At 62.1% G+C, this 24,059-nt stretch carries 28 protein-coding genes, 1 tRNA gene and 1 pseudogene; 12 read left to right on the forward strand and 18 right to left on the reverse strand.

Translation table 11 applies throughout. The features are described 5' to 3' along the window. The first annotated feature begins 159 nt into the window (after positions 1-159). The 6 genes from epd to M6E97_RS27875 all read left to right on the forward strand — a co-directional run bounded on the left by epd (position 160) and on the right by M6E97_RS27875 (position 4,896). Positions 160-1,221: an erythrose-4-phosphate dehydrogenase gene (gene epd, locus M6E97_RS27850; protein ID WP_003084958.1), complete on the forward strand. Its 1,062-nt coding sequence runs from the start codon at positions 160-162 to the stop codon at positions 1,219-1,221. Positions 1,222-1,226: 5 nt separating this feature from the next. Continuing rightward, entirely contained in the window at positions 1,227-2,390 is a 1,164-nt protein-coding gene (locus M6E97_RS27855) for a phosphoglycerate kinase (protein ID WP_003084960.1), read from the forward strand. 72 nt (positions 2,391-2,462) lie between these two features. Continuing rightward, positions 2,463-2,663 (forward strand): hypothetical protein, encoded by a 201-nt coding sequence (locus tag M6E97_RS27860; protein WP_003084961.1) that lies wholly within the window; start codon positions 2,463-2,465, stop codon positions 2,661-2,663. Between the two features lie 159 nt (positions 2,664-2,822). Then, positions 2,823-3,164 (forward strand): MliC family protein, encoded by a 342-nt coding sequence (locus M6E97_RS27865; RefSeq protein WP_003084963.1) that lies wholly within the window; start codon positions 2,823-2,825, stop codon positions 3,162-3,164. 119 nt (positions 3,165-3,283) lie between these two features. Further along, on the forward strand, positions 3,284-4,348 hold the full coding sequence (gene fba, locus M6E97_RS27870) for a class II fructose-bisphosphate aldolase (RefSeq protein WP_003084964.1): 1,065 nt from the start codon (positions 3,284-3,286) through the stop codon (positions 4,346-4,348). 65 nt (positions 4,349-4,413) lie between these two features. Continuing rightward, on the forward strand, positions 4,414-4,896 hold the full coding sequence (locus M6E97_RS27875; protein ID WP_016252914.1) for a hypothetical protein: 483 nt from the start codon (positions 4,414-4,416) through the stop codon (positions 4,894-4,896). A 1-nt stretch (position 4,897) separates the two neighbouring features. On the opposite strand, the gene M6E97_RS27880 is transcribed toward M6E97_RS27875, so the two are convergent. Next, positions 4,898-5,323, reverse strand: a complete 426-nt coding sequence (locus M6E97_RS27880) for a YybH family protein (protein WP_003110219.1) — start codon at positions 5,321-5,323, stop codon at positions 4,898-4,900. A 229-nt stretch (positions 5,324-5,552) separates the two neighbouring features. On the opposite strand from M6E97_RS27880, the gene M6E97_RS27885 reads away from it, so the two are divergent. Then, positions 5,553-6,320, forward strand: coding sequence for a class I SAM-dependent methyltransferase (locus M6E97_RS27885; RefSeq protein WP_033938479.1), 768 nt, complete (start codon positions 5,553-5,555; stop codon positions 6,318-6,320). Here M6E97_RS27885 and M6E97_RS27890 read toward each other — a convergent pair. After that, a complete protein-coding gene (locus tag M6E97_RS27890) occupies positions 6,317-7,495 on the reverse strand; it encodes an NAD(P)/FAD-dependent oxidoreductase (RefSeq protein WP_033938481.1) in 1,179 nt (392 codons plus the stop codon). The two genes, M6E97_RS27885 and M6E97_RS27890, sit on opposite strands and share 4 nt — an antisense overlap. Positions 7,496-7,607: 112 nt before the next feature. Between M6E97_RS27890 and M6E97_RS27895 the strand changes: the two genes are divergently transcribed. Then, positions 7,608-8,096 carry a M48 family metallopeptidase gene (locus tag M6E97_RS27895; RefSeq protein WP_003084971.1) on the forward strand — a complete coding sequence of 163 codons (489 nt, stop codon included), beginning with the start codon at positions 7,608-7,610 and terminating at the stop codon, positions 8,094-8,096. 7 nt (positions 8,097-8,103) lie between these two features. Here the strand turns inward: M6E97_RS27895 and M6E97_RS27900 are convergent, their stop codons facing one another. From M6E97_RS27900 to M6E97_RS27910, 3 genes are all read right to left on the reverse strand, one after another. Then, entirely contained in the window at positions 8,104-8,799 is a 696-nt protein-coding gene (locus M6E97_RS27900; protein ID WP_003084972.1) for an HAD family hydrolase, read from the reverse strand. A 128-nt stretch (positions 8,800-8,927) separates the two neighbouring features. Beyond that, positions 8,928-9,281, reverse strand: a complete 354-nt coding sequence (locus M6E97_RS27905) for a DUF805 domain-containing protein (RefSeq protein WP_003084974.1) — start codon at positions 9,279-9,281, stop codon at positions 8,928-8,930. Positions 9,282-9,458: 177 nt separating this feature from the next. Further along, a complete protein-coding gene (locus tag M6E97_RS27910; protein WP_003084976.1) occupies positions 9,459-10,370 on the reverse strand; it encodes an AraC family transcriptional regulator in 912 nt (303 codons plus the stop codon). A gap of 117 nt (positions 10,371-10,487) precedes the next feature. Here M6E97_RS27910 and M6E97_RS27915 point away from each other — a divergent pair, with 117 nt between their 5' ends. After that, the gene (locus M6E97_RS27915; RefSeq protein WP_003084980.1) at positions 10,488-10,826 is read left to right on the forward strand and encodes a carboxymuconolactone decarboxylase family protein; all 339 of its coding nucleotides are present in this window, start codon (positions 10,488-10,490) and stop codon (positions 10,824-10,826) included. On the opposite strand, the gene M6E97_RS27920 is transcribed toward M6E97_RS27915, so the two are convergent. Continuing rightward, positions 10,816-11,331, reverse strand: coding sequence for a hypothetical protein (locus M6E97_RS27920; RefSeq protein WP_003117947.1), 516 nt, complete (start codon positions 11,329-11,331; stop codon positions 10,816-10,818). The two genes, M6E97_RS27915 and M6E97_RS27920, sit on opposite strands and share 11 nt — an antisense overlap. Before the next feature lie 187 nt (positions 11,332-11,518). Between M6E97_RS27920 and M6E97_RS27925 the strand changes: the two genes are divergently transcribed. Further along, the gene (locus tag M6E97_RS27925; RefSeq protein WP_003084988.1) at positions 11,519-11,677 is read left to right on the forward strand and encodes a YqaE/Pmp3 family membrane protein; all 159 of its coding nucleotides are present in this window, start codon (positions 11,519-11,521) and stop codon (positions 11,675-11,677) included. A 9-nt stretch (positions 11,678-11,686) separates the two neighbouring features. On the opposite strand, the gene M6E97_RS27930 is transcribed toward M6E97_RS27925, so the two are convergent. The 5 genes from M6E97_RS27930 to impA all read right to left on the reverse strand — a co-directional run bounded on the left by M6E97_RS27930 (position 11,687) and on the right by impA (position 16,558). After that, complete coding sequence (locus M6E97_RS27930; protein ID WP_003084991.1) at positions 11,687-12,145, reverse strand: DUF6985 domain-containing protein; 459 nt, start codon at positions 12,143-12,145, stop codon at positions 11,687-11,689. A gap of 15 nt (positions 12,146-12,160) precedes the next feature. Next, complete coding sequence (locus M6E97_RS27935; RefSeq protein ID WP_003084993.1) at positions 12,161-12,631, reverse strand: hypothetical protein; 471 nt, start codon at positions 12,629-12,631, stop codon at positions 12,161-12,163. 13 nt (positions 12,632-12,644) lie between these two features. Then, positions 12,645-12,992: an SMI1/KNR4 family protein gene (locus M6E97_RS27940; protein ID WP_003084996.1), complete on the reverse strand. Its 348-nt coding sequence runs from the start codon at positions 12,990-12,992 to the stop codon at positions 12,645-12,647. Further along, a complete protein-coding gene (locus M6E97_RS27945) occupies positions 12,982-13,596 on the reverse strand; it encodes a DMP19 family protein (protein ID WP_003084998.1) in 615 nt (204 codons plus the stop codon). The genes M6E97_RS27940 and M6E97_RS27945 overlap by 11 nt, the downstream gene beginning before the upstream one ends. Before the next feature lie 190 nt (positions 13,597-13,786). Continuing rightward, positions 13,787-16,558, reverse strand: coding sequence for an ImpA family metalloprotease (gene impA, locus M6E97_RS27950; protein ID WP_019485370.1), 2,772 nt, complete (start codon positions 16,556-16,558; stop codon positions 13,787-13,789). 99 nt (positions 16,559-16,657) lie between these two features. On the opposite strand from impA, the gene M6E97_RS27955 reads away from it, so the two are divergent. Next, positions 16,658-16,801, forward strand: a complete 144-nt coding sequence (locus M6E97_RS27955) for a hypothetical protein (RefSeq protein WP_003085001.1) — start codon at positions 16,658-16,660, stop codon at positions 16,799-16,801. 418 nt (positions 16,802-17,219) lie between these two features. Then, a pseudogene (locus tag M6E97_RS27960) lies at positions 17,220-17,507 on the forward strand (type II toxin-antitoxin system HipA family toxin); the annotation flags it as partial. A 489-nt stretch (positions 17,508-17,996) separates the two neighbouring features. Here the strand turns inward: M6E97_RS27960 and M6E97_RS27965 are convergent. The 7 genes from M6E97_RS27965 to M6E97_RS27995 form a co-directional block, all read right to left on the reverse strand. Continuing rightward, entirely contained in the window at positions 17,997-18,209 is a 213-nt protein-coding gene (locus M6E97_RS27965) for a KTSC domain-containing protein (protein ID WP_071534433.1), read from the reverse strand. A 4-nt stretch (positions 18,210-18,213) separates the two neighbouring features. Then, positions 18,214-19,986 carry an ATP-binding protein gene (locus tag M6E97_RS27970; protein WP_071534432.1) on the reverse strand — a complete coding sequence of 591 codons (1,773 nt, stop codon included), beginning with the start codon at positions 19,984-19,986 and terminating at the stop codon, positions 18,214-18,216. Further along, the gene (locus M6E97_RS27975) at positions 19,979-21,223 is read right to left on the reverse strand and encodes an SIR2 family protein (protein WP_079381486.1); all 1,245 of its coding nucleotides are present in this window, start codon (positions 21,221-21,223) and stop codon (positions 19,979-19,981) included. Before M6E97_RS27975 ends, M6E97_RS27970 begins: the two co-directional genes overlap by 8 nt. Before the next feature lie 136 nt (positions 21,224-21,359). Next, positions 21,360-22,130 carry a nuclease-related domain-containing protein gene (locus tag M6E97_RS27980; RefSeq protein WP_033938483.1) on the reverse strand — a complete coding sequence of 257 codons (771 nt, stop codon included), beginning with the start codon at positions 22,128-22,130 and terminating at the stop codon, positions 21,360-21,362. 170 nt (positions 22,131-22,300) lie between these two features. Beyond that, positions 22,301-23,422 carry a Fic family protein gene (locus M6E97_RS27985; RefSeq protein WP_003137352.1) on the reverse strand — a complete coding sequence of 374 codons (1,122 nt, stop codon included), beginning with the start codon at positions 23,420-23,422 and terminating at the stop codon, positions 22,301-22,303. A 261-nt stretch (positions 23,423-23,683) separates the two neighbouring features. Next, on the reverse strand, positions 23,684-23,821 hold the full coding sequence (locus tag M6E97_RS27990; RefSeq protein WP_033938485.1) for a hypothetical protein: 138 nt from the start codon (positions 23,819-23,821) through the stop codon (positions 23,684-23,686). A gap of 152 nt (positions 23,822-23,973) precedes the next feature. Further along, a tRNA-Ile gene (locus M6E97_RS27995) sits at positions 23,974-24,050 on the reverse strand. Between the last annotated feature and the right edge of the window lie 9 nt (positions 24,051-24,059).

The raw sequence follows: 24,059 nt of genomic DNA on the forward strand, positions 1-24,059 counted from the left end.
CGCGCCAGCCAGGTGTCGCATGAATCGTTTCAGCGCCAGCGCGCGAGCCGTCGCCGCGGCGCATGCCGCGCCGCGCGGGTCGCGGACGGTTCCCAGGCGGGCCCATCCCCCGCATAATTGGCGCCTTTCACTGGCCCCTTGCCGGAGCTCTCCCTGCCGATGTCCACCCCGCCTTTTCGCGTCGCGCTCAATGGCTATGGCCGTATCGGCCGCTGCGTCCTGCGCGCGCTGCACGAGCGCCCGGAGCAACTGGGCTTCGAGATCGTCGCGCTGAACGACCTGGCCGACCAGGCCAGCGTCGAGTACCTGACCCGCTTCGACTCCACCCATGGCCGCTTTCCCGGCGAAGTGAAGGTCGACGGCGACTGCCTGCACATCAACGGCGATTGCGTGAAGGTGCTGCGCAGCCCGACTCCGGAAGCCATCGACTGGCAGGCGCTGCGGGTCGACCTGGTGCTGGAGTGCTCCGGCCAGTACACCAACCGCGCCCAGGCCGAACGTTTCCTCCGCGCCGGCGCGCCGCGGGTGCTGTTCTCGCAGCCGATGGCGAGCGAGGCGGACATCGACGCCACCATCGTCTATGGGGTCAACCAGCAGGACCTCAGCGGCCGCGAAACGCTGGTGTCCAACGCCTCCTGCACGACCAATTGCGGGGTGCCGCTGCTCAAGCTGCTGAACGAGGCGATCGGCCTGGAATACGTGTCGATCACCACCATCCACTCGGCGATGAACGACCAGCCGGTGATCGACGCCTACCACCATGAGGACCTGCGCCGTACCCGTTCGGCGTTCCAGTCGGTGATCCCGGTGTCCACCGGTCTGGCGCGCGGCATCGAACGCCTGTTGCCGGAACTTGCCGGGCGCATCCAGGCCAAAGCCATACGCGTGCCCACGGTGAACGTCTCGGCGCTGGACATCACCCTGCAGACTTCCCGCGACACCTCCGCCGCCGAGATCAACCGGGTGCTTCGCGAGGCCGCCGAAAGCGGCCCGCTGCGCGGACTGCTGGCTTATACCGAGCTGCCGCACGCCAGTTGCGATTTCAACCACGACCCCCATTCGGCCATCGTCGATGGCAGCCAGACCCGCGTTTCCGGGCCTCGCCTGGTCAACCTGCTGGCCTGGTTCGACAACGAATGGGGATTCGCCAACCGTATGCTCGACGTCGCCGGACACTACCTGCGCGCCGCCGTGCCTGATCAACAAGTACCCAAGGACTGATTGTCATGACCGTGTTGAAGATGACTGACCTCGACCTCAAAGGTAAGCGCGTGCTGATCCGCGAGGACCTCAACGTGCCCGTGAAGGACGGCCAGGTGCAGAGCGATGCACGGATCAAGGCCGCCCTGCCGACCCTCAAGCTGGCCCTGGAGAAGGGCGCGGCGGTGATGGTCTGCTCGCACCTGGGCCGTCCGACCGAGGGCGAGTTCTCCGCCGAGAACAGCCTGAAGCCGGTGGCCGAGTACCTGTCCAAGGCCCTGGGCCGCGAAGTGCCGCTGCTGGCCGACTACCTCGACGGCGTCGAGGTCAAGGCGGGCGACCTGGTGCTGTTCGAGAACGTGCGCTTCAACAAGGGCGAGAAGAAGAACGCTGACGAGCTGGCGCAGAAGTACGCTGCGCTGTGCGACGTGTTCGTGATGGATGCCTTCGGTACCGCCCACCGCGCCGAGGGGTCGACCCACGGCGTGGCCAGGTTCGCCAAGGTCGCCGCCGCCGGCCCGCTGCTGGCCGCCGAACTGGACGCGCTGGGCAAGGCGCTGGGCAACCCGGCGCGGCCGATGGCGGCGATCGTCGCCGGCTCCAAGGTTTCCACCAAGCTCGACGTGCTGAACAGCCTGGCCGGCATCTGCGACCAGCTGATCGTCGGCGGCGGCATCGCCAACACCTTCCTCGCCGCGGCCGGACACAAGGTCGGCAAGTCACTGTACGAGGCCGACCTGGTCGAGACCGCCAAGGCCATCGCCGCCAAGGTCAAGGTGCCGCTGCCGGTGGACGTGGTGGTGGCCAAGGAATTCGCCGAGAGCGCCGTGGCGACCGTCAAGGCCATCGCCGAGGTCGCCGACGACGACATGATCCTCGACATCGGCCCGCAGACCGCCGCGCAGTTCGCCGAGCTGCTGAAGACCTCGAAGACCATCCTATGGAACGGTCCGGTCGGGGTGTTCGAGTTCGACCAGTTCGGCGAGGGCACCCGTACCTTGGCCAACGCCATCGCCGATAGCGCGGCGTTCTCCATCGCCGGCGGCGGCGATACCCTGGCGGCGATCGACAAGTACGGCATCGCCGAGCGGATCTCCTATATTTCCACCGGTGGCGGCGCGTTCCTCGAGTTCGTCGAGGGCAAGGTCCTGCCGGCCGTGGAAATCCTGGAGCAGCGCGCCAAGGGCTGACGCAGACGGGGCAAACCATTCGCCGTCCTCGGGGGTCACACCTTTGAGGACGACGAAAAAAGGAGGTGCCCCATGCGTTCCGTAACCTTGCCACTCCTGATGTTCTGCCTGGGCCTGGCCGCCTGTAGCGGCGATGGCGGTCGACGCCCGAGCACCTGCGAGGTGATCAGTCCGCCGGACGTGATGGTGCCGACCGAGCAGAACCGCCAGCGGGTCGAGCAGCAGAGCAGCGGCGATCCGACCGCCGGACAAAAGCCGGTGGAATGCCCGTAGTGCTTTTCTGCCAGTTTCTACGGAAAGGGCTGGGGATTCGCCAGCGTACGCAGTAGCATTGCGCCTTTCCTGTGACAGGCAAGGCCAGCCGGCCGCCGCGCGGGCCGCTTGCGGCCCGGCGAGGTGCGGCGGAGCGTTCCGCACGGATGGAGGATGGACATGAACTACTCGCGTATCGCCCTGCTCGGCGGCCTCGCCGCCGCGGCCCTGCTGGCCGGCTGCTCCGGCTCCTCGGGCAAGCCCGGTGGCAAGGACTGGACCCGCTGGACCTGCGACAGCAAGGCGGTGATCGAATGGCGCTATATCGACGGCAGCAAGAACATCGTCGACCTGCGCCTGAAGGACGAGGACGACGTGGTCCACCATCTGGAGCAGGAACCTGCGGCCGTCGGCGCTTTCTATAGCGACGGACGCCTGGGCTTCCACCTGGAGAACGACGAAGGCCTGGTGTACTGGGTCGAAACCGACGACCTCATCGGTCGCGGTTGCAAGGCGCGCTGAGTGGCGCCGGCAGGGGCGCGGCGCCGCGACCGCTCCTCGCAAGGAACTTGAACCGGGCCTGCCCCTGCGGCAGGCTTCTGAATCACTGAACGACCCCGCGATTGGGAGATACGAGAACCATGGCACTCATCAGCATGCGCCAGATGCTGGATCACGCCGCCGAATTCGGCTACGGCGTGCCGGCCTTCAACGTCAACAACCTCGAGCAGATGCGCGCCATCATGGAAGCGGCCGACAAGACCGATTCGCCCGTGATCGTCCAGGCTTCCGCCGGTGCTCGCAAATACGCCGGCGCGCCCTTCCTGCGCCACCTGATCCTCGCCGCGATCGAAGAATTCCCGCACATCCCGGTGGTCATGCACCAGGATCACGGCACCAGTCCCGACGTCTGCCAGCGTTCCATCCAGCTGGGCTTCAGCTCGGTGATGATGGACGGCTCCCTGCGTGAAGACGGCAAGACCCCTGCCGACTACGACTACAACGTCCGCGTGACCCAGCAGACCGTGGCGTTCGCCCATGCCTGCGGCGTGTCCGTGGAAGGCGAGCTGGGCTGCCTGGGTTCCCTGGAAACCGGCATGGCCGGCGAGGAAGACGGCGTCGGCGCGGAAGGCGTGCTGGACCACAGCCAGTTGCTGACCGATCCGGAAGAAGCCGCCGACTTCGTGAAGAAGACCAAGGTCGACGCCCTGGCCATCGCCATCGGCACCAGCCACGGCGCCTACAAGTTCACCAAGCCGCCGACCGGGGACACCCTGTCGATCCAGCGCATCAAGGAAATCCACGCGCGCATCCCGGACACCCACCTGGTGATGCACGGCTCTTCCTCGGTACCGCAGGACTGGCTGGCGATCATCAACGAGTACGGCGGCGAGATCAAAGAGACCTACGGCGTGCCGGTCGAGGAAATCGTCGAGGGCATCAAGTACGGCGTGCGCAAGGTGAACATCGACACCGACCTGCGCCTGGCTTCCACCGGTGCCATCCGCCGCTTCCTGGCGCAGAACCCGAGCGAGTTCGACCCGCGCAAGTACTTCTCCAAGACCGTCGAGGCCATGCGCGACATCTGCATCGCTCGCTACGAAGCCTTCGGCACCGCCGGCAACGCTTCCAAGATCAAGCCGATCTCCCTGGAAGGCATGTTCCAGCGCTACGCTCGCGGCGAGCTGGATCCGAAGGTCAACTAAGCGCCTTCGTTCGAACGGGAGCCCCGCTGGTCGGGGCTCTTGCACATCCGTCCCGGGGAAATCCGATGCGCCGCTGGCTCCTGACCCTGCCGTTCCTGCTGCTGGCCGGTTGCGCTGGCCTGCACGCGCCATCCCGCGACGTCGAGGAGGCCGCGTCGCCGAGCGTAGCGCGTGATCCCGCCGATCCGCAGGATTGCCTGGCGCGTAGCGACTGCACGACCAAGACTTCGCGCACCCTGCTGTTCGTCTTCGACTATGCAGAGGCCGGCGGCGAACTGGTGGTGCGCGACGGTCGCCGACTGGAAACCCCGCCGGCGCCGCAACGCTCCACCTGGCCGGCGTTGCGCATCCAGCTGGCCGAGCCGGTCAACGGTCGCTTCGAGTTCGAGAGCCCCTGCCTGCGCAAGAGCGGCAAGGGCTGCCGCTACAGCCAGGCTACGCTGCTGAAGGTCTACCGCAGCTACCTGGTCGGCAAGCCTTGCTCGCTGCTCAGCCCTCGCGCAGTGAAACGCTGCGGCGACCCGGCGACGACCGCCGCGCGGCGCTGAGTCAGGGCTGCAGGTCGAACAGCGCCTTGCCGTCCATGTCGAACGGCGCCGAGAAATGCTCGTGGATCACCTTCCAGCCGTCGCCTTGCTTGCGGTAGCCGGCGCTGACCCGCATCCACGAGGAGTGCGGCTGGCCGTCCGGGCCGGTGCCGCCGCAGTGGCAGAGGTAGTGGGCGAAGGCGACCTGCTGGTCGGCATGGATCTGCAGTTCGGCGATATCGAAGGTCATCGGTCCTTTGCACATCTCGGTGCAGGCCTGCCAGTGCTTCTGGTAGGCGTCGCGCCCCTTGAATTGCAATTGCAGGATGGCGTCGAAGGCGACGATGTCCTCCGCGTAGTACGAGACGATGCGCGGAACGTCGCTGGCGCGGACGGCGGCTCGCCAGTCTTCGATCAATTGGCGGATGGCGCTGACTTCGCTGCTCATGGCTGACTCCTGGTTGTGGCGGGGGATGCCGGTGTGTGCCGGAATGCTTTTACCCTGGTCGTCGGTTGGGCCTTCGGATCGACAATAGCCTCTTCCCCGAGAGGTCCACGAAGCCCCTGACCAATGGCTGCGAGCCACGCCGCGCAAGGCTTTGAACCGTTCGTCTGGAATTCGGAGGAAAACCGCTGTGCTATACCTCGGGCTTTCCCTGCCGCCCAGGAGGTCCCTCATGTCGTCCGTACACAGCGCCGCCCAGCAAGGTTTCAGCGCCGAGGCCCAGCGTTACGCCCAGGGCCGGCCCGAGTACCCGGAAGCGCTCTCCGACTGGCTGCGCGATGCCCTTGGCCTGCGTCCGCAGACCGTCGCGGTGGACCTCGGCGCCGGCACCGGCAAGTTCACCCGCCTGCTGGCCCGTACCGGCGCGCGAGTGGTCGCGGTGGAACCGGTGGATGCGATGCGCGCCCAGCTTGCCGGAGCCTTGCCGCAGGTCCAGGCGCTGGCCGGTAGCGCCCAGTCGATTCCGCTGGCCAACGGCTTCGCCGACGCCCTGGTGTGCGCACAGGCCTTTCATTGGTTCGCCACCGTGGAGGCGCTGGAGGAAATGCGCCGCGTGCTGACGGCGGAAGGCAGGCTGGGGCTGGTGTGGAACGTGCGTGACGAGTCGCTGGATTGGGTCGCCGAGATCACCCGCATCATCACCCCCTACGAAGGCGATGCGCCGCGTTTCTACAAGGGCGACTGGCGTCGGCCGTTCGAGCGTGCGCCCTTCGGACCGCTGCGACTTTCCACCTTCGCCTACGAGCATGTCGGCCCGCCGGAGCAGGTGATCGTCTCGCGCTTCCTTTCGGTGAGCTTCATCGCCGCCTTGCCGGAGACGGAAAAGAACGCCGTGGCGGCGCAATTGCGCGAGCTGGTCGCCAGCCACCCGGCGCTCAAGGGGAAGGAGCAGGTAGCGCTGCCCTATCGCACCGAGGCCTATCTGGCCGAGGCGCGCTAGGCGTACTGTCCCGCCGCATAACCCGAGGCCCAGGCCCACTGGAAGTTGAAGCCGCCGAGGTGGCCGCTGACGTCCAGTACTTCGCCGACGAAATACAGCCCCGGCGAGCGCTGCGACTCCATGGTCTTCGACGACACTTCGTCGGTGCTCACCCCGCCCAGGGTCACTTCCGCGGTGCGGTAGCCCTCGGTGCCCGAGGGCGTGACCCGCCAGGCCGAAAGCTGCCCGGCGATACCCGCCAGTTCGGTCGGGGTGTACTGTTTCATCGGCTTGGAGACGAACCAGCGGTCGGCCAGCAGTCCGGCGAGCTTCTTGGTGAACAACTCGGCGAGCAGGGTCTTCAGCTCGCTGTTGGGACGCTCGCGCTGTTGCTGCGCCAGCCATTCGCTGGTGTCGTGGTCCGGCAGCAGGTCGATTTCCAGGGTATCGCCCGGTTGCCAGTAGGAGGAAATCTGCAACATCGCCGGGCCGCTGAGACCGCGATGGGTGAACAGCAGGTTCTCGCGGAACACTTGGCCGTTGCAGCTCACCCGGCAATCCACGGAGGTGCCGGAAAGCTCGGCGCACAGCTCCTTCAGCTGGTCGGTGATGGTGAACGGCACCAGCCCGGCGCGGGTCGGCAGCACCTCGTGGCCGAACTGGCGCGCCACCTGGTAGCCGAAACCGCTGGCGCCGAGGGTCGGGATCGACAGGCCGCCGCTGGCGATCACCAGCGACTCGCAGCGCATCTCGCCGGCGCTGGTACGCAGGCGGTAGCCGGCGTCGTCGCGGGCGATCTCTTCGATCGAGGTGTCCAGCAGGATTTCCGCTCCGGCCTCGGCGCATTCGCGCAGCAGCATCTCGAGGATGTCGCTGGACTTGTTGTCGCAGAACAGCTGGCCGAGTTTCTTCTCGTGGTACGGCACCTGGTGCTTGGCCACCAGGCCGATGAAGTCCCACTGGGTGTAGCGGGCCAGCGCCGACTTGCAGAAGTGCGGGTTGCGCGAAAGGAAGTTGGCCGGCTCGGTGTACAGGTTGGTGAAATTGCAGCGCCCGCCGCCGGACATGAGGATCTTCTTGCCGGCCTTGTTGGCGTGGTCGAGTACCCGCACGCGGCGCCCGCGCCCGGCCGCCGTCATCGCACACATCAGCCCGGCCGCCCCGGCGCCAACGATCAGCACATCTGTACTTGCCACTGTCCCACTCCGCTCATCGGAAACGGCGCGCATCTTACCCGAAGCGGCGGTCGGCCGCCGGAGCTCCCGACGCGGTACACTGGGCGTTTTCCGCGAACCGCCGGACCCGTGCATGATCCCCCTCAAGTACCTCCAGGCCTATCCCGCATCGCTGCAGGACCAGGTCCGCCAGCTGATCGCCGAGAACCGCCTGGGCGAGTACCTCGAGCGCCGCTACCCGGGGCGTCACGATGTGCAGAGTGACAAGGCGCTGTACGCCTACACCATGAACCTCAAGCAGGAACACCTGCGCAACGCGCCGGGCCTGGACAAGGTGCTCTACGACAACAAGCTCGACGTGGTCCAGCGTGCCCTCGGCCTGCACACCGCGATCTCGCGGGTGCAGGGCGGCAAGCTCAAGGCGAAGAAGGAAATCCGCGTGGCTTCCCTGTTCAAGGACGCCGCCCCGGAGTTCCTGCGGATGATCGTCGTCCACGAACTCGCCCACCTGAAGGAAAGCGAGCACAACAAGGCGTTCTACCAGCTCTGCCAGTACATGCTGCCGGACTATCACCAGCTGGAGTTCGACCTGCGGGTGTACCTGACCTGGAAGAGTCTCTGACGCCCGGTTACGGCGTTCCCAGCGCCACTCGGCTCTCGCGGCGCAGGCGCGCCACGGTCTCCGGCAGTTCGCGCATGTGCTCGACGATGGCGATGGCGCCCAGCTCGCGCAGTACCTCGGCGTGCCCGGCGGGAATGTGCCCGGCGCCGACGAAGCCGATCACCCGCATCCCCGCGGCGAGGGCGGCGCGGGTGCCGGTGCTGCTGTCTTCCACCACCAGGCAACGCTCGGGGGCGACGCCGAGCAGGCTGGCGGCGTGCAGGTAGACGTCGGGTGCGGGCTTGGGCAGGGCGACCATATCGGCGCTGGCCAGGCGTTCGCCGATCAGTTCGCTGAGCCCGGCGCGCGCCAGCGAGCGCTCCAGGCTGTGGCGGCGGCTGTTGGAGGCCACCGCGACGGGCAGGTCCAGGGCCAGCAGCGCCTCGCGTGCGCCGGGAATGGGTTGGACCTGGGCGACCATCTCCTCGCTGCGCTGGCGCACCTCGCGGTTGAAGCTGTCGGGGATGCGTAGGCCGAAGTGCTTCTCGACGCGATCGAGGATGTCGCGGCTGGTCAGGCCGAAGGTGCCTTCCAGCAGGCGCTGCAGCTCCTCCAGCGGCGCGTAGGCGCTGAGCGCCTCGTACATCACGCGCTCGGCGATGACCTCGCTGTCGACCAGGACGCCGTCGCAGTCGGAAATCAGTGCGTCGATGGGGTGGGGCATGGGCTACCTCGCTGCGGGCGTTGGCGCAGGGCGCCGGAGTGGGAGCGAGGCATTCTAACCCCGGTCAGGGGCGGGAAGGGAAACAGGGAGAGGGAGAACGCCGGGCCGTGCGGCCCGGCGGGAAGGAATCAGGCGATGCCCTTCGGGTTCTGGCCGTACTGGTTCTGGCCGGCGTCGCTGTCCTTGGCCAGCAGGTAGATCAGGTACAGGCCGACGATCGGGATCAGCGCGATCAGCATCCACCAGCCGCTCTTGTTGATGTCGTGCAGACGCCGGGCGGTGACGCCCAGGGCCGGCAGCAGCACGGCGAGCGAGTAGAGATTGGCGATCGGCAGGAGCTTTTCACTGATCAGGCCGAGCACGACGCTCAGCGCGACGGAGATGATGATGTTCACCAGGGTGAACATCCAGTATTCCTTGCGACGGGCACGCCCGTTGAAGTCGAAGTAGTGTTCCTTCACGCATTTCAGAAACCATTCCATGTTTGCCTCCTGGGCGTACTGGTAAAGCGGGAGAGTGGGTGCCGCGACAAGTACCCCCGCGCCTCCTTGCCGGGAAAGCACAGTGTAGCCGTACTGTCAGTGAATTCGTACAGGATGTTGCGAAAATCATTCACATTGCATAGCAGCGGATCGCCGAAATGTGCGCCGGTAGCGCTTTCAGCGAGCGGAGTCGGCCTGGCGGCGGAAACGGCCCGGCGATTCGCCGAAGGCCTGGCGGAAATTGCGGGAAAACGCCGCCTCCGACTGGTAGCCGGTCTCGGCGGCGATATCCAGCAGGCTCTTCTGCGTTTGTCGCAGCAGGCCGCGGGCCTTTTCCATGCGGATGCGGGTCAGCAGGTTCCACGGCGAGGTCCCGCCGAGGGCGGAGAAGGCGCGGACGAAACTGGCCCGCGACATCGCCGCCTGCTGGGCAAGCTGTTCCAGGGTCCAGGCATGCTCCGGGCGTTCCAGCATGGCCCGCAGGGCTCGTCCCAGGCGGGCGTCGCCCAGCAGGCCGAACAGGCCGTCGCCCAGCGGTTGGCGGTCCAGGTAGGCGCGCAGGGCCAGGGCGAACAGCGCGGTGGCCAGCGCGTCGATGATCGAGCGGGCGCCGCTGCGGGTGCTCTCGGCTTCCTCGCGCATCAACCCGATCAGCGCGCGCAGGGGCTGCTGGGTCGACTCGTCCATATGCACCAGCAGGCGCTCGGGGAGCGCGCCGAACAGGCTGGCACCGGCGTGGTAGCGGTAGCTGCCGCAAAGCATGTCGAGGGCCTCGCCGGGGCCGTTCAACTGGTACAGCGGGATGCTGCCGCGGCGCTCTACGGTGGGTTCGCAGGGTTGCGCCGGGCTGTCGCTGCGCAGGAGGTGCGGGGTGCCGCGCGGCAACAGGATCAGGTCGCCGGGATGCAGGTCGAGGCGAGCGCCATCGAGGAATTCGCAATAGCAGGTGCCGGCCATGACGATATGGAAGGTCGCCTCGCCGGGCACCGCTTGCGGGTGCTCCAGCGCCCAGCTGCCCTGTAGCTGGCAGCGCTGGTCGAGGCGGCCCTGCAGGTTGGCGAGCTGGATGAGCCGGTCGAGTGGGTCCATGGGATGAGCCGATCAGGTCGAAAGTAGAGACGCATGGGCAGGCGGCGCGGTCCAGACTGGTCGAGACTGGTAACCCGACGCGCCACTCCCGGCGCGAAAGCAACGGAGAATATCACCATGCTGAACAACTGGACCGAGTTCGTCCCCGCCGTGAAAAAAGCCTTCGGTGCCCTGGGCAAGCAACACCCGAAGATGCTCGCCGCCTATGGCGCGCTGGAGGAAGCCAGCGCCGAGGGCGCCCTGGATGCCAAGACCCGCGAACTGATCTCCATCGCCGTGGCTATTACCACCCGTTGCGACGGTTGCATCGGCGTGCACACCGAGGCCGCGCTGAAGGCCGGCGCCAGCGAGGCGGAAATCGCCCAGACCCTGGCTACCGCCATCTCCCTGAATGCCGGCGCCGCCTATGTCTATTCGCTGCGCGCGCTGGAAGCCTACGACCAGTTCAAAAAGTGAGGCCGTACAGGCGCTGCAGGTAGAACAGCAACCCCAGCCAGGCCACCAGGGCCAGCCAGCCCAGCCCCAGCAGGCCCTTGCGCAGCAGCGTCGAGGGCCTGCCGTGGAGCAGGTCGACCAGGCTCAGCACGCCGCCGAGCAGCAGCAGGCCGAGCAGCGCCTGGGTGTACTGGGCGAAACTCGGCGACAACGCCTCGTCGCCGTGGGCGGCATAGTTGTACAGGTTCCAGGCGCAGATCAGCGTCGCCGGCAGCAGCGCCAGCAGCGCGCCGAGCCAGCGCCCGCGGACATGCAGGAGGAAGCCCGCGAGCAGGCCGACCAGCCCGGTACCCAGCGGTAGCAGCGCCAGGCCCTGGCTGAGGTAGACCAGGTCGACGCCGTCGGCGAGCGCCATCGGGGTGACGAAACGGTAGCTGCCGCTGGCGCAGAGCAGCACCGAAAGCAGCAACAGGGCGTAGCCCGGCAGGTACGGCCAGAAGGCGGGACGCGGGGGCAGGTCGGACATGGATGTTCCTTGCGGGTTGTCCGCTCGCATGAGCGTAGGCTCAAGCGTACCGCTGCGCGTGACAGGCGGCGAGTACCGTTGCGGTTGAACCCTCCGCGAATGGCGGGAGTCAGTCATAGGGTGACGCGAAAAAACGCCGGCTCACGCGCCGGACACCGTATCGACCCTGGACCAAGGAGTTCCGTTCATGGACCTGATCCGCATCCTCATCGCCATCCTCCTGCCGCCGCTGGGCGTGTTCCTGCAAGTCGGCTTCGGCGGCGCCTTCTGGCTGAACATCCTGCTCACCCTGCTCGGCTACATCCCGGGCATCGTCCACGCGGTGTACATCATCGCCAAGCGTTGAGGCCTCTGCTCAGGCGTAGTTCCATGGTTCCTTCACGGTGAAGTCCCGCCACGGGTCTTCGCCGTGAAAGGGGCCGACATAGAGCACCTCGCCGCCCCGGACGATCCATTCCATACCGTGTTCGCGGTCCCATTCGCAGTTCAGCGACAGGTGGATCACCGCTTCGTCGCCCTGTTCCGGGTCGGGCACGATCAGCTCGCCCGGTTCGATCCGTTCCAGCACCCCGCGCGCCGGCGCGACTTCCTCCGCAGACTCGCCCAGCCGCTCCAGGCGCGCGGCGCGGTAGCGCAGGCTGGCGGCACAAAGCCGCTCGACCACGGCGTCATCCAGTTCGTCGAGGGCTCGGGCGCAGCGCCAGGCGTAGGCGTCGTCGGCCTCGTTCTCGATGAACAGGCTGATGTAGCGCCGGTACAGGCGCCAATACACTTCGCCCATGTTCGCATCGTCCAGGTTGCGGATCAGTTCCATGCGTGGTCTCCCTGTTCAGCAGCGTTCGGTGAGGGCGATGCCACGGCCGTCGCCGAAGCCATCGTGTACGTGCAGCCACAGCGGGATCGGCCAGGCCCAGCCGCCGGCCTTCCACCAGCACTCGGCGAACCAGGCTTGCAGCGTATCGGCGAGCAGATCGACGCCGCCGAAGCCGTCGGCGAAATAGGCTTCGTCGAAATCCGGGGCATGTCCCAGGCCGAGCGCCAGGTCCAGCGCCTTGCCGGGAAACAGGCGCGGGTCGCTGGCGTCCACCCGGTTGCTGGCGCCATTCAGGTACAACCACGCTTCCGCTGCGTCGCGTCCGTCCTCGCCGAGGAACAGTTGGATCTCGCCGTCGCGCAGTCCTTCCTCCAAGGGTTGCCGGAGCAGCTCGCGCAGGTGCTGGATCACGCCCGGCGCGGCGCGTTGCAGGTCGCGGCGGTAGCGCTCGCGGAATTGTTCGGGGCTGAGGCCGAAAGGAATCATGGGCGTTTCTCCGTCATTCGGGCAGGCAGGGCCCGGCTTCCAGCCAGGCCTCCAGGCTGGGTGCCAGGGGTTCGAAGCAGTCCGGCGTCATCGCGCCATGGTCGACCAGGAACAGCGCCTGCCAGTGGTCGTCCAGCGCCATCACCACGGCGCGGCCGCCGCTGTCGTCGCCTATGGCCAGGTAACCGGGGCAGTAGAGAGAGGTTTCGAAGGCCCGGTTGCGTTCCAGCAACTCGTCGGCGGCGTAGAGCAGCAGGTCCGGCTCGACGAGGCGGCCGCCGTGCTGCTCCAGAGCGGCGACGAAGGCAGCCGGCAGCGGTTGTCCGAGCCAGGCCTCTAGGGCATCCAATTCAGGCTTCATCGGGCTCGTCCAGGGCGAACAATGCATGGTGGCGGGCATGGGCCAGCAGGCGTTCGCCCAGCGCGTCGGCCAGGGCGTAGAAGCGCGTGTCCAGCGCATCCAGGGCCGCTTCGCAGTCGCGGTCGGGTTCATCGGCCCAGGTCGGCATGCGCAACTGGCGTTCGGCCTGGGAGACTGGCACCGGACCGTCGCCGAACAGCAGGGCGGCGGCTCGCTCCAGCAGGGCCAGGGCGTCCTCCGCCTCCAACTCGCGAAGACCCGCGCGCGCCGCCTGGTACTGGTCGCCGGAGGAGTTGCCGAAGTACTGGTCGAAGCCGCCGTTGTGCACTTCGCCGCTGAGCACGCTCACTGCGTAGTAGCTCCGTTCGGCCGGCGACAGCCCGGCGAATCCCTCGCGGCCATCGTAGACGCGATTCACCAGCGCGCTCCAGTACAGCGCCTGCGGACTCGCCAGGTAGCGCCGTCGCTCCGTGTGGAAACGCTTGCCATCCTCGATGTTCTGCCGGTAGCCGCCCTTGCAGGGCATGCACAGTCCGTCGTTCCTCGCCGCCGTGGTCGGGAGAATGAGATGGCCGCAGGCGCGGCAGGGAAGGCGGTCGGTCATGAGCGGTCCTTGCTGGTGGAAGGGGCTCATTATTGCGCAGGATCGTTCAGCTTGAACGACAGTTTGGCTTGCCAGCCTGGCACGGCATTGCCCGCTGGCATGGCCGACCCTCTCTCCCGTCGGGGAGAGGGGCATGAGGACCGGCGCGGAGCGAGAAGCATCACCCCGCGCCAGCCCCCTCAGCTACGACTCACGGAAACGGCCACGCCGGCGACCCCTGGCTCATGTCCAGAAGCTTCACCGTGCTGTATTCGTTGGTCCGGTTGTTGGCATAGAAGAACGCCGGCTGCTCGGCGAAACCGTAGGCCGCCACCTGCGCCTGGGCCGCTGCCGAGGTACGGATGCCCCATAGCGCGAAGGTTGGCCGCTGGTCGCGCTGGGTCAGCCAGGACAGGCCGAGCAACAGGTTGTCGTTGCCATCCGTGCTGCTGGCATCGCCGCTGTTTCCCGGGCGCTGGGCGTAGGTGCCGTAGCCGAGAGCGGCCTTGTTGGCGTCCCAGTCGGACTTGTCCACCTGGCGCTGGTGCAGGTAGAGCAGGGTCCAGATATCCCAACCCTGCAGCGGATCGTTCTTCAGGTCGGCCCAGTAGTGCACCCACTGGGTATAGAAGGCCATTCGCTCGCCGTTCAGCGCGTAGGTGCCCGGGTCTTCCCATAGGCGCTTGTATACGCCGGCCAGCGGATCGGCCTCGGCGCGTCCGGCGACGATCAGGTTGTAGGCGTTGCGGTAGTTGACCCGCGTATCGTCGAGGTTCTGCCCGAACTCGCGGAGCACGCGCCAGTCCTTGTGCAACGGAAATATCTGGTTGGAGATTTCGCCCGAGCGCCCGCCGTAGACCTTCAGTCGATTCACTTGCAGGTTGTGGCCCAGCTCATGGCTTTCGCCCCAGCCACGCGGGTTCAGGCCCCAGGTCTGGTCGTAGGGGTTGCCGCTGCAACCGCCGCCGCACTGGGCGTACTGGTCGACGTTGATGTGCTGGGTGCCGGGCAGCTTGTGCAGGGTCTCGCTGTCGCAGTCCCAGCCGCGCACCGCGCATTCCTGCTGGATTGCCGGAGTCTTCGCCTGGTTGGGAATGGCGAAGCCGGCCAGGGTGTAGGCGTCGTCGATGAACACCTCGTTCAACTCACGGATGAAGCGCTGGACGTCGCCGCCATAGTCCTTGTCGATCGAGCCACGGACCTTCTCCACCTTGGCGTGGACCTCCACCGAGCCGCTGCGGATCTCCAGCCAGTCGGCCTTGTCGGCGTCCAGCGCCTGGATGAAGTCGGCAATCGCCTGGCTGCTGTCCTCGCCCGGCTGGATGTCGAGGAACGGCTGGCTGGCCGCGCCGGTTACCTTGACGGTTACCGTCTGTCCCGGCGTGGCGCCGCTGTAGACCAGTTGCAACAGGCCGCCGTAGGGCGATACCAGCGCCACCGACTGGTTTGCCTGGAGCTTGATGTCCGGGCTCTTGAGGAAGCGCGGGCGGTCATACTGGCGGGTATTCCACAGCCGCGTCGAGCCGATGCGCTGGGTGTTCAGGCCGACCGCCAGGCTGGCCTGGCCAGCGTCTTCGATGCGAATGCTCAGGCGCTTGCCCGGCGCCGCCATGCGGCCGATGGCGGTGAAGCCCTGGGCCGACGGCAAGGTGAGGGTCAGGGTTTCCTCCGAGCCCGATACCGGCATCGACTGTTGGCGCTGGCCGGCGTAGCTGCCCAGTTCCTTCTGCGCCGCGCCGGCCTCGCGCACGTAGCCGACGATGGCGTCGGCGACGAAGGTTTCCTGGAAGCGCGCCGTGTCGGCGGCCTTGTCCATCGGGTAGCGGATGTTCTGCCGCACCGCGTCGGCCCACAGCAGCCAGAGCCGCAGCGAGGTGGTGCCGGGCAGGGCGAAGAGGTTCTGCGCCTTCTGGTTGTAGGCGTCGAGGGCGCCTTTCAGTACATCGACGCGCTTGCTGAAGTCGCTCAGTCCCGGCACGTCGTCGCAGGTGGTGCGACCGACGTAGGAGGTGCATTTCGACCAGTCGTAGTCCGTGCGCCAGCTACCGTCGACGATCTGCTGCACCAGCGCCGGATCCTGGCCGTAGGCACCGCCCAGCTCGACCGAACGCGCCCGGGTGCGGCTGGATGGCACCGCGTCCTTGTCCCAGTAGTTGCCGCCGTAGGGGCCTTCCTGCAGGCCCAGGCCGGAGAGGATCTGCTGGCCGGTGCTGCTCTGGTTCCAGCCATTGGTGTGCACGAAGAGGATCGGCAGCCCGGCCTGTAGCCGTGCGCGCACCGTGGCGCTCAGGCTAGCGGCGCTGGCGCCGTTGCCCAGTACCAGCAATTTGCTGGCGCTGGCGCAACTGGCGTCGGTCAGCGCGTTGCAGGCGGCGTCCGCCGGTTGCAGGCCGGCGCTCTTCAGGCCGTTGAGGGTGGCGGTCTTGTCCACCCCGACCACGCTGACCTTGAAGTCCTTCGCAGTGGCCGCGCCCGGGTCGCCGTTCACCAGCCACTGCACCGCCCGCTTCAGCAGCGGCGCGTGGGCGGCATTGGCCCCGCTCAGTTGGGTGAGCACGTTGGTGCCATAGGCCAGCCCGCGGCCGCCGGCCTCCAGGCTCAGGCTGGCGAGCACGCGGCCCTTGTCGCCGATGAGGAAGGGCAGGGTATTGTCCGGGTTGGCCGGCAGGACCCACATGCTGGCGGCGCCAGGATCATAGGCTTGGCTGAGGTTCTGGTAGAGACCGTCGAGCAACTGCGTGCGGGTCTGGCGGATGCGCTCGACCTGCTGCTGCAGGCGCAGGGCGACCAGGTGGCTGTCGGTCAGTTGCGAGGAATCCCCGCTGACCAGTGCCGCATCGAGGATTTCTTCCTGGGTGGCCGCCTGGGCGGACAGCGCGCCAGCCAGGCAGAAACCGGCCAGCAACGCTCGGTGGCGAGGGATGGGTGAGCGACTCATGTTCTCTCCTTGCAGTGAGGGAAATGCAGTGGTGGACAGGCTCACAACTGGCGCTATCGGCCCGTGGAGGGCGGCATATTGTTATGGGTGCGCCGGGTATCGCGTCGAACAGGGAATGGGCCTCGGACAATGCCGGAAATACGCATGGGCGATCCGCTGCATCGAACGAGTCAAGGCGAGAGGAGCATGTTGGGAAAGGCGGAAAAACTATCTGTTCTGGTTGTTTTTGAACTGCGTCTGATTATTTGGATTTTATTTTTACCGATTGTTCGAAGCGCTCTGGAATAGGCGCTCCAGCGTTTCTTGTGACGAAACGATCCAGACTTTGGTTAGGGTCTAGGAAAATACCGAGGATGTATTTCCAGAGCTGTCGATCGAGTTGGAAGTTGCAGTTTCATGAAGGTTTAAGTGCTTCGAAGTTACCGCGTTGGCGATGGAATCGATATCGTCCGGTAGTGCCTTCGGAAGTGCCTGATAAGTGCCTTCCCACGCTCAGGCGGCGAGCAGAGCGCCACGTCCATCGGATTCCGCTCCGCCAGCGCCAGTTCGCTTTCGCCGAAACTTGCGCTGCTGCCGCCGACACCCTGCAATTGATCGCGCAGTGGGGGGCGATTCACACCAAAGCCTGTGACCTGCAGCACGGCTCGCCGGTGCAACGGTAGAGACCTATCGGCAGGTGCTGGAAACCTGCCGCCAATACAGCTGCGAATTGCGCTTGGCACCGGCCTACGACATCGTCAACACCACGGCTTATATCCCGCAAGATGTACTGGCGCTGGATGTCGTAGGCAACAAGCCCCTCTTTGCCTCGCGACAGGGGCTGCTGGAGTTCGCCCAGGTCTGCGATGTAGCTCGGCCAACAGAAGTGATCCGCAAGCAGTTGCAAGCACTGGAGCGGCTGTTGGCCCGCTCAACTGAGCTGTGCGAGCAGGCCCCGCATGTGTTCGCGGCAATCAGGCAATGTGCCGTTCCGTTTATGCAGACGTTTGGCTAGCGCACTCGGAAAGATCAGCGAGCTGACCACGCTCGAAAACGCGGTAAGGGGAGATGGCCAGCCGCTGGAAGGCACTCGGGGCGGGGCAGACCAAAAAGCTTGAAGCCGCGCAATGCGCGGCTATGAAGGTGGTGGGCCCACACGGACTCGAACCGTGGACCAAAGGATTATGAGTGACCTAGAAAGGTCTCAAGGCCAGTAAAACTGTGAGTAGCTTGGTGCAAGTAAAATAAGCTGTAAGCAGCGTCGTTGCTGGGTTTGAGCGTAATTTTGCAAAAGTGAAAGAAGCTAGGCACTGTACCGCCAGTGTACTGTTTTTTGTACTGCGATGGCCTCCAGTGCAAGCTGCCGCGTTGGCTTGCATTGCACAGGTAATCCGCAGCGTTTTCGACTAATTGGGGTTCTACATGCAGTCATGTTGAGCTAGGGCTAAAGAAATCGTCAGCCCTAACTGGCTTGTGAATGTGCTATTACGTGGTTCCCTAACTTTTATTGGGTTCTTTGATAGCTAAATGAGTTCATTATGTGAGCTCTGAAATATATTCCGTGAGAGCTGGCACCCATTAGGTCGGTATATATAGACTCTGGTACTCCGTAGTATTCGTAGACGCGACCATTGAGAAACTCAATTTCGAGTGTTTCAGTTGACGGGTCATAGCCGATTGATGCGAGGTTACTAGATCCGACCTGTACACGTTCCATTTGACTATCCTTGATTGTTGGTTTGAGAACGCCAGCTATTTATTAGCTCTTTATAGTTTTCTACTTCCTTTGGTTTTTTCCAAGAATCCGCAACGCATGGGTCTTTACTGTTGGGATACTTGTCGTCTGGTAATAAGTTAAATCTGCAGCGTGTAGGTAGCTTTGCAGCTTCTCCTACAATTATGGCTTCGCCAGTTCTTAGGATTGGGAGAGTGTCTACTATGCCAGATAAACCTTCGGACATTGCGGATTTAACTATGCCTCTGTCAGTGGTGTTGTTTATTCTTAAAGAAATAATCGTGCCGCATTGAGATAAAATTGTTTCGTCAATTTCAGAGGGCCTTTGGCTTACTAGCATTGCGCCAACACCGAATTTACGCCCTTCTTTAGAAATTCGCTGAACCATTTCTTTTGCGAGACCAGTTTCAGATTTGGAAAGATATCTGTGTGCTTCTTCAAGAACTAAGAGTAACGGCCTTTTTCTCATTCCTGCCTGCATCTCTCGGCCCCATATCGAAACCTCAAACAGCACATCTAGAATAGTTCCAAGTAATAGGCTGAGTCGCGAAGATGGCATTCCCGACAAGTCAAGGATTGTTATTGGCTTTTCATGGCCAAGCCACCCTTCAACAAGTGCGTCTAAATCTTTTTCTATAACGCCATCTTTGTTTGGACCCCATTCACCGGGCTCTAACATAAATGAATATTGTGTGTCTGCTAGTCTTGACTTCATTAAGTCAAGCTGTCTCTTCATTAAACCTGCGCCGCCTTTAAATGGTGGGGTATTTCCAGGTGCCGGAGGCTGAAATTTTGGTGCTATAAGGCTTTCACAGTCGCCTAAACCATTTATGGCGTAGGCAGGCTCTGTCTGGTCCTTATCCTTCCAGTTCACATTATCTAGGAAACATAGCTCATGCCAAATTTTTTTTATGCTGTACGGAAGAGGTGTTGAGCTTGTAACTTTATCCGGGTTGACACCGTCGAAGTTGTTGGTGGTAATGCTGCTTATTTTTTCAGAAACTGTTTTATCTAAAAAAATCGCTTTTTGGCTATCGCTTAAAGTTCCACATAGAAATTCCATTAGGTGTGTCGGAGATATGCACCAGTAAGGCACGTATAGCTTGTTCTCAGCGTCAGGAAGAACTGAAAAAACATTAGCGATGTCGCCTAGGGCTGATTGGTATTCCCCATGTATGTCTATAAGTAGTATGCGAGCGGAAGGCATGTTTATTTTTTCCGCCGCTGTGACCATGGATCTCAATATGCTGGCTGTACTAGTGGATTTTCCTGAGCCGGTTGATCCGAATATAGCGGAATGCCTTGTAACTAGTTTGTCTAAGTCCAAGCTAACGCTTATGCCGTCTGAGCTCGAAAGTGTCCCGACGTTAAAGTGACCATCAATGTCCTTGCCAAATATTTTTTTCAGGTCACTGTCTACGACTATGTGTACCTCATTACCTATGCTAGGGTACTCGCTAATGCCGCGTTCAAACTCACCGGCAACTATTTCCCCAATGAGCTCGATTTTTATCCAGCGACGATCAAGATGGATGCCATCTTGATCGTCTAACTGAGACGACTCGCTGGAGCCGGCGATAACGCCATACAGGTTATTATATCCAAGCAGTATTTTTACAAAGCTACCAACCTGGCCAACTCGATAGTTTCTACCTTCCAGTATGACTATGCCTGACTCCACGGAATCGGCGAGTTCAACAACTGCCGAGGAACTTGAGACGGCGCTAATAGTGCCAAGCAATGTAGGGGAATTATTCATTATGATCCCCTTCAGGTGAATCTTCTTCAGCCTCGGCTGGTTGGGCGCCGGCAACTGCAATAAGAGTTTCGATGTCTATCGGGTCTCTTATTGTGTTACTTGAAAAGTCGCCTCCGGCGGTTGCTAGAAATCTCGCTAGTCGACTAAAGTCTCCCAATAAAAAGTTTCCTTCACTATAGTACTCGCCTCTTATGTTTCTCCAGCCTTTACTTGGCAGTGCGCCTATTCTCCACTTGGCTTCCACTCCATTGATAATGGCACCATCTTTACAGTATGCACTTATGCCGGGACATTTTAGTGCTAGATCTCTTATGTATGTTTCGGATTCGAGTTTCCCGAATTGAAACGCTAATAGGGCTGAAGAGGGATTGGCCTGCAAGCTTTCCAGTAATCGTGATGAGATGTGTGCGTCAGCGAATGAAAAGCCAGTTGAAATTAATAGGCTATCAGGCTCGAGAATGAAATTTCTTAGCCGTTCAAATAATGAAGAAAATGGTGCGGCTTGGGTTTGATCATATTTGATGTGTGATGGGTAAACCATGCTTGCGTTGTTGGAACGTGGGATTCTGATAATTTCATTTTTATCGTTTTTCTCCCACCCAATAGATCCATGAAGTTTCCATAGCCTTACCCATCGTGAAGGAAGGTCGTTTTTAGAAATGCTTGACGGGTCAAAAAAAGCATCTCTTGCACCACTAAAGCCATCGAAATACGGTGTCTTAGAGCGCTCCAGTGCTTGTTCTAGCAGCAGGTCATAGTTTGTTGTGAAAACCTCTACGCCATGTTTTCTATTTACGCCATTAATCCAAGATACTAACTCTGAGTAGGGTGTTTGCCCTAGTGGCAATTCTTTGCTTACTGCATCCCTGATTAGGTTGCATATTTTTTCAGATAGTTCTAGGAATTCGGTTGAATTACAGCCATAAACAATTGAGTCGCCAATGACTTCATTAAGGGCTCGTATTTTTGAAAGCACTTTCTCTAGGTTTGGGCTGAGAATTGATTTCTCAAGATCTTGATAGACTTTCAATTCCTTGGCAGAAAGTTTCTCTTTAACGGTTTTTGTTAATCCTTGAAGATTGGGGATCAGTGATATCCAGTCGTCATTTGAGGACCCGATATTAATGCTTACCGGAGCGCCTGCTCCCATAAGAACACCAATTTTCTTCTTTCCGTTACTAGCCAGCTGACGGAAGCCAAACATATACTGGTCCGGGTTATGTGTCGAATCACTCATCGCTGGCTTATATCCTTTTGGCTATTAATATTTTCAGAGAAAAGTCAAGGGTTAATTTCTCTGCGCGGTCACTCTTCATTGAAGTAGTAGATATCTAGTTTCGGCAGTTTTAATCAGGTGCGCTCGATAGATGGTGTTAAAGGCTCTGTATCGTCCTGCATTTCGGAAAGCCCGAGCAGCCCCAGAATTGCTGCCCCGCTTTCGGGCCTGACTTCATTGTACGAATCAGCAGTAAGCTGCCGCATTTCGGGCATTGCCGCTCGGCTGTCGGATCGCTCCGGCGCTTGAGGTTTTGCACATGCTCGCGGTGTGTGGCGAGTGTCGGTGCGCGACGGCCGGTTTGCAGGGCGTGCAGCATCGCGCCGACTTCGGCCTCGCTGAATACCGGCTGCTGGAACGACTTGATATACCTGATAAAGCCGATGCCCTGGGTTACGTTGGCCGGCATTTCGGTTTTGAAGATGCTGCCGCCGACAAAGGTGATGACCGAGTGCAGGTGCTCGGGATTGACGCCAAGGGTGGCTTCCAGCGCTTTGAGGTGTTTGTAGTTCTGCCGCAGCGGGTTCTGGAATTTGAAGGTGCGTTTGTAGAGCTTCTGCGTCCACTGCGCTTGCTTCTCGCTGCCGAAAATCCAGCCGCTCATGTTCTTCGTTTCCAGCACGAAGATGCCGTAGGGGGAGAGAAATACGTGGTCGATCTGCGTGGTGCCGTCCGGCGTGTTCAGGGTGACGTTGTGCAGGCGGCGGTAGGTTTGCTTGTCCAGTTGCCAATGGGCGAACAGTCGCACCAGCAGTTCACCGACCTGCCCCTTGGCCCAAGGCGATTTGAACAGGCCAATCAGCAGGGCTGCCGGGATAAACCAGGTCAGCATGCCCCAGGCCTGGGCGACTATCGGGCTGTAATCCATTTTCTTCCTTGAGCCGAGCTGCTTAATGGAGAGGTGAGCAGGTGTGCCGAAATCCAGATGCCTGGCACTTAGCCGATAATGGCCAATTGCTTTCGAGTGCTCAAGGGGGGCGCGACCATTGTCCTATGGCGCGATGACGCATCAAGGGCTGATGAGCCCGGTGCAGGCGCTCAGCGTGCTATCTGGTAACGGGTGCTACGCCCTCCGCCGGGCAGTCGCTCGATGCAGCCCTTTTCCAGCAGGTCGCTCAGGTGGCGGGTCGCGGTGGCTTTGGAAACCTTGGCCACAGCTTGGTATTGCGCCGCACTGATGCCGTCCTCGAACCCCCTTTCGCCGCCATCGAGCAGGCGGTTAAGCACTTTGATCTGCTCCGCCGATAGCGTTTGGCTGCGATGTGCCTGCCAGAAGCGCGCCTTGACCAGCACGCGGTCTATACGGGCAAGGGCTTGCTCCAGGCTCTTGAGCAAGGTTTCGAGAAACCACTGCAGCCACTTGGTGATATCCAGCCCGCCTTTCTGACTGGCTTCTAGGATGCGGTAATAGCCGGCGCGGTCGTCGAGGATGCTCGCAGACATGGCGTAGAAGCGAATGGCTTGCTGCTCGCCCTGAGCCAATGCCAGATCGGTGATAGCGCGGGTGAGGCGACCGTTGCCGTCGTCGAAGGGGTGCAGGGTCACGAACCAGAAATGTGCGATACCGGCGCGCAGAAACGGGTCGAGGCTGGCATCGCTGCGGCTGCTTTCGAACCAGGCGAGAAAGTCCGCCAGTTGCGCTTCCAATCCTGCGCGGGGAGGGGCTTCGAAATATACGGTAGGGCGGTCTATCCGACCCGAAACTACCTGCATGGGCTCTTCGCCGCGCAGTGCGCCGATGTGTAGTGGTCGAGCCAGAAGTTGGTCATCGGTGGGGAATAACCAACTGTGCCAGGTGAACAGTCGCTGTTCGTCTAGCGGCTCTTGATGTGCGTGGGTCGCATCGAGCAGCAGTTCCGCCAGGCCTTCGGAGCGAGAGGTGGTTCGACCTTCTTCGTGCAATCCCAGTCGCCGTGCCAATGATGAGCGCACCGAACCGACATTCAGTTGCTCTCCCTCAATGGCTGAAGAGGTGACGATGTTCTGCAGCATGGCATCCAGGCTGCTCTGCACTTCGGTGTCACTCCCCACGGCACCGAGCATTCCTAACAAACGACCCTGAGCCTGGCTACAGGAGCGCAGCAGTGGTGCAAGCGCTTCGGCTTGCCAGTTGAACTGCGGCCAGTCGGGCTGCTGCCAGATCCAGAGTGGGTCGTTCATAAGGGATGTTCATCTTGAGCCGATTAGAGAGCCTATTCGGCTCATTTTGTGAGCCGATAATGCCAACTATTCGGCTCACTGTCTAATTCTCAAGCTGGGTTGATAGCTTGATGAGCATGCCTGTTCAGGGTGGCTGAGTCAGCTAAAGCGCCTGTTTCAGCACGTCAAAAACCTTGTGGATAGAGGTCGGCCGTACCCCTTGGGCATCGATAAAATTTGATGCAGGGACATGTAGCTCTCGGGCTACAAAATGGGGGCAGGTCACATGCACTCGGAGCCGCTGTGCTGGATGTACACGCCGCGTACCACCTCGTCTTCGGTGCGGCGTGCCCAGTCTTCGGCGTCGCGCTTGGTGCGGAAGGTTTTTTCGTTGGTCGGCCAGTCCGTTTTGCGGACCACGGGAAGGGGGACGATTGTTGCCATCAGATAAGGACTCCAAAGGCAGACTGGCGAACCAGTACTGTACCGATCTTGTACCTTTTGGCCATGGAGCCGTTTATGAGGCCACTACCCTAGAAAGCGCAAAGCCGCGCAGTGCGCGGCTTTGAAGGTGGTGGGCCCACACGGACTCGAACCGTGGACCAAAGGATTATGAGTCCTCTGCTCTAACCGACTGAGCTATAGGCCCCCAGAAGGT

Origin of the sequence: Pseudomonas sp. B111 (genome assembly GCF_026428275.1) — a bacterium.
Taxonomy (GTDB): domain Bacteria; phylum Pseudomonadota; class Gammaproteobacteria; order Pseudomonadales; family Pseudomonadaceae; genus Pseudomonas; species Pseudomonas aeruginosa.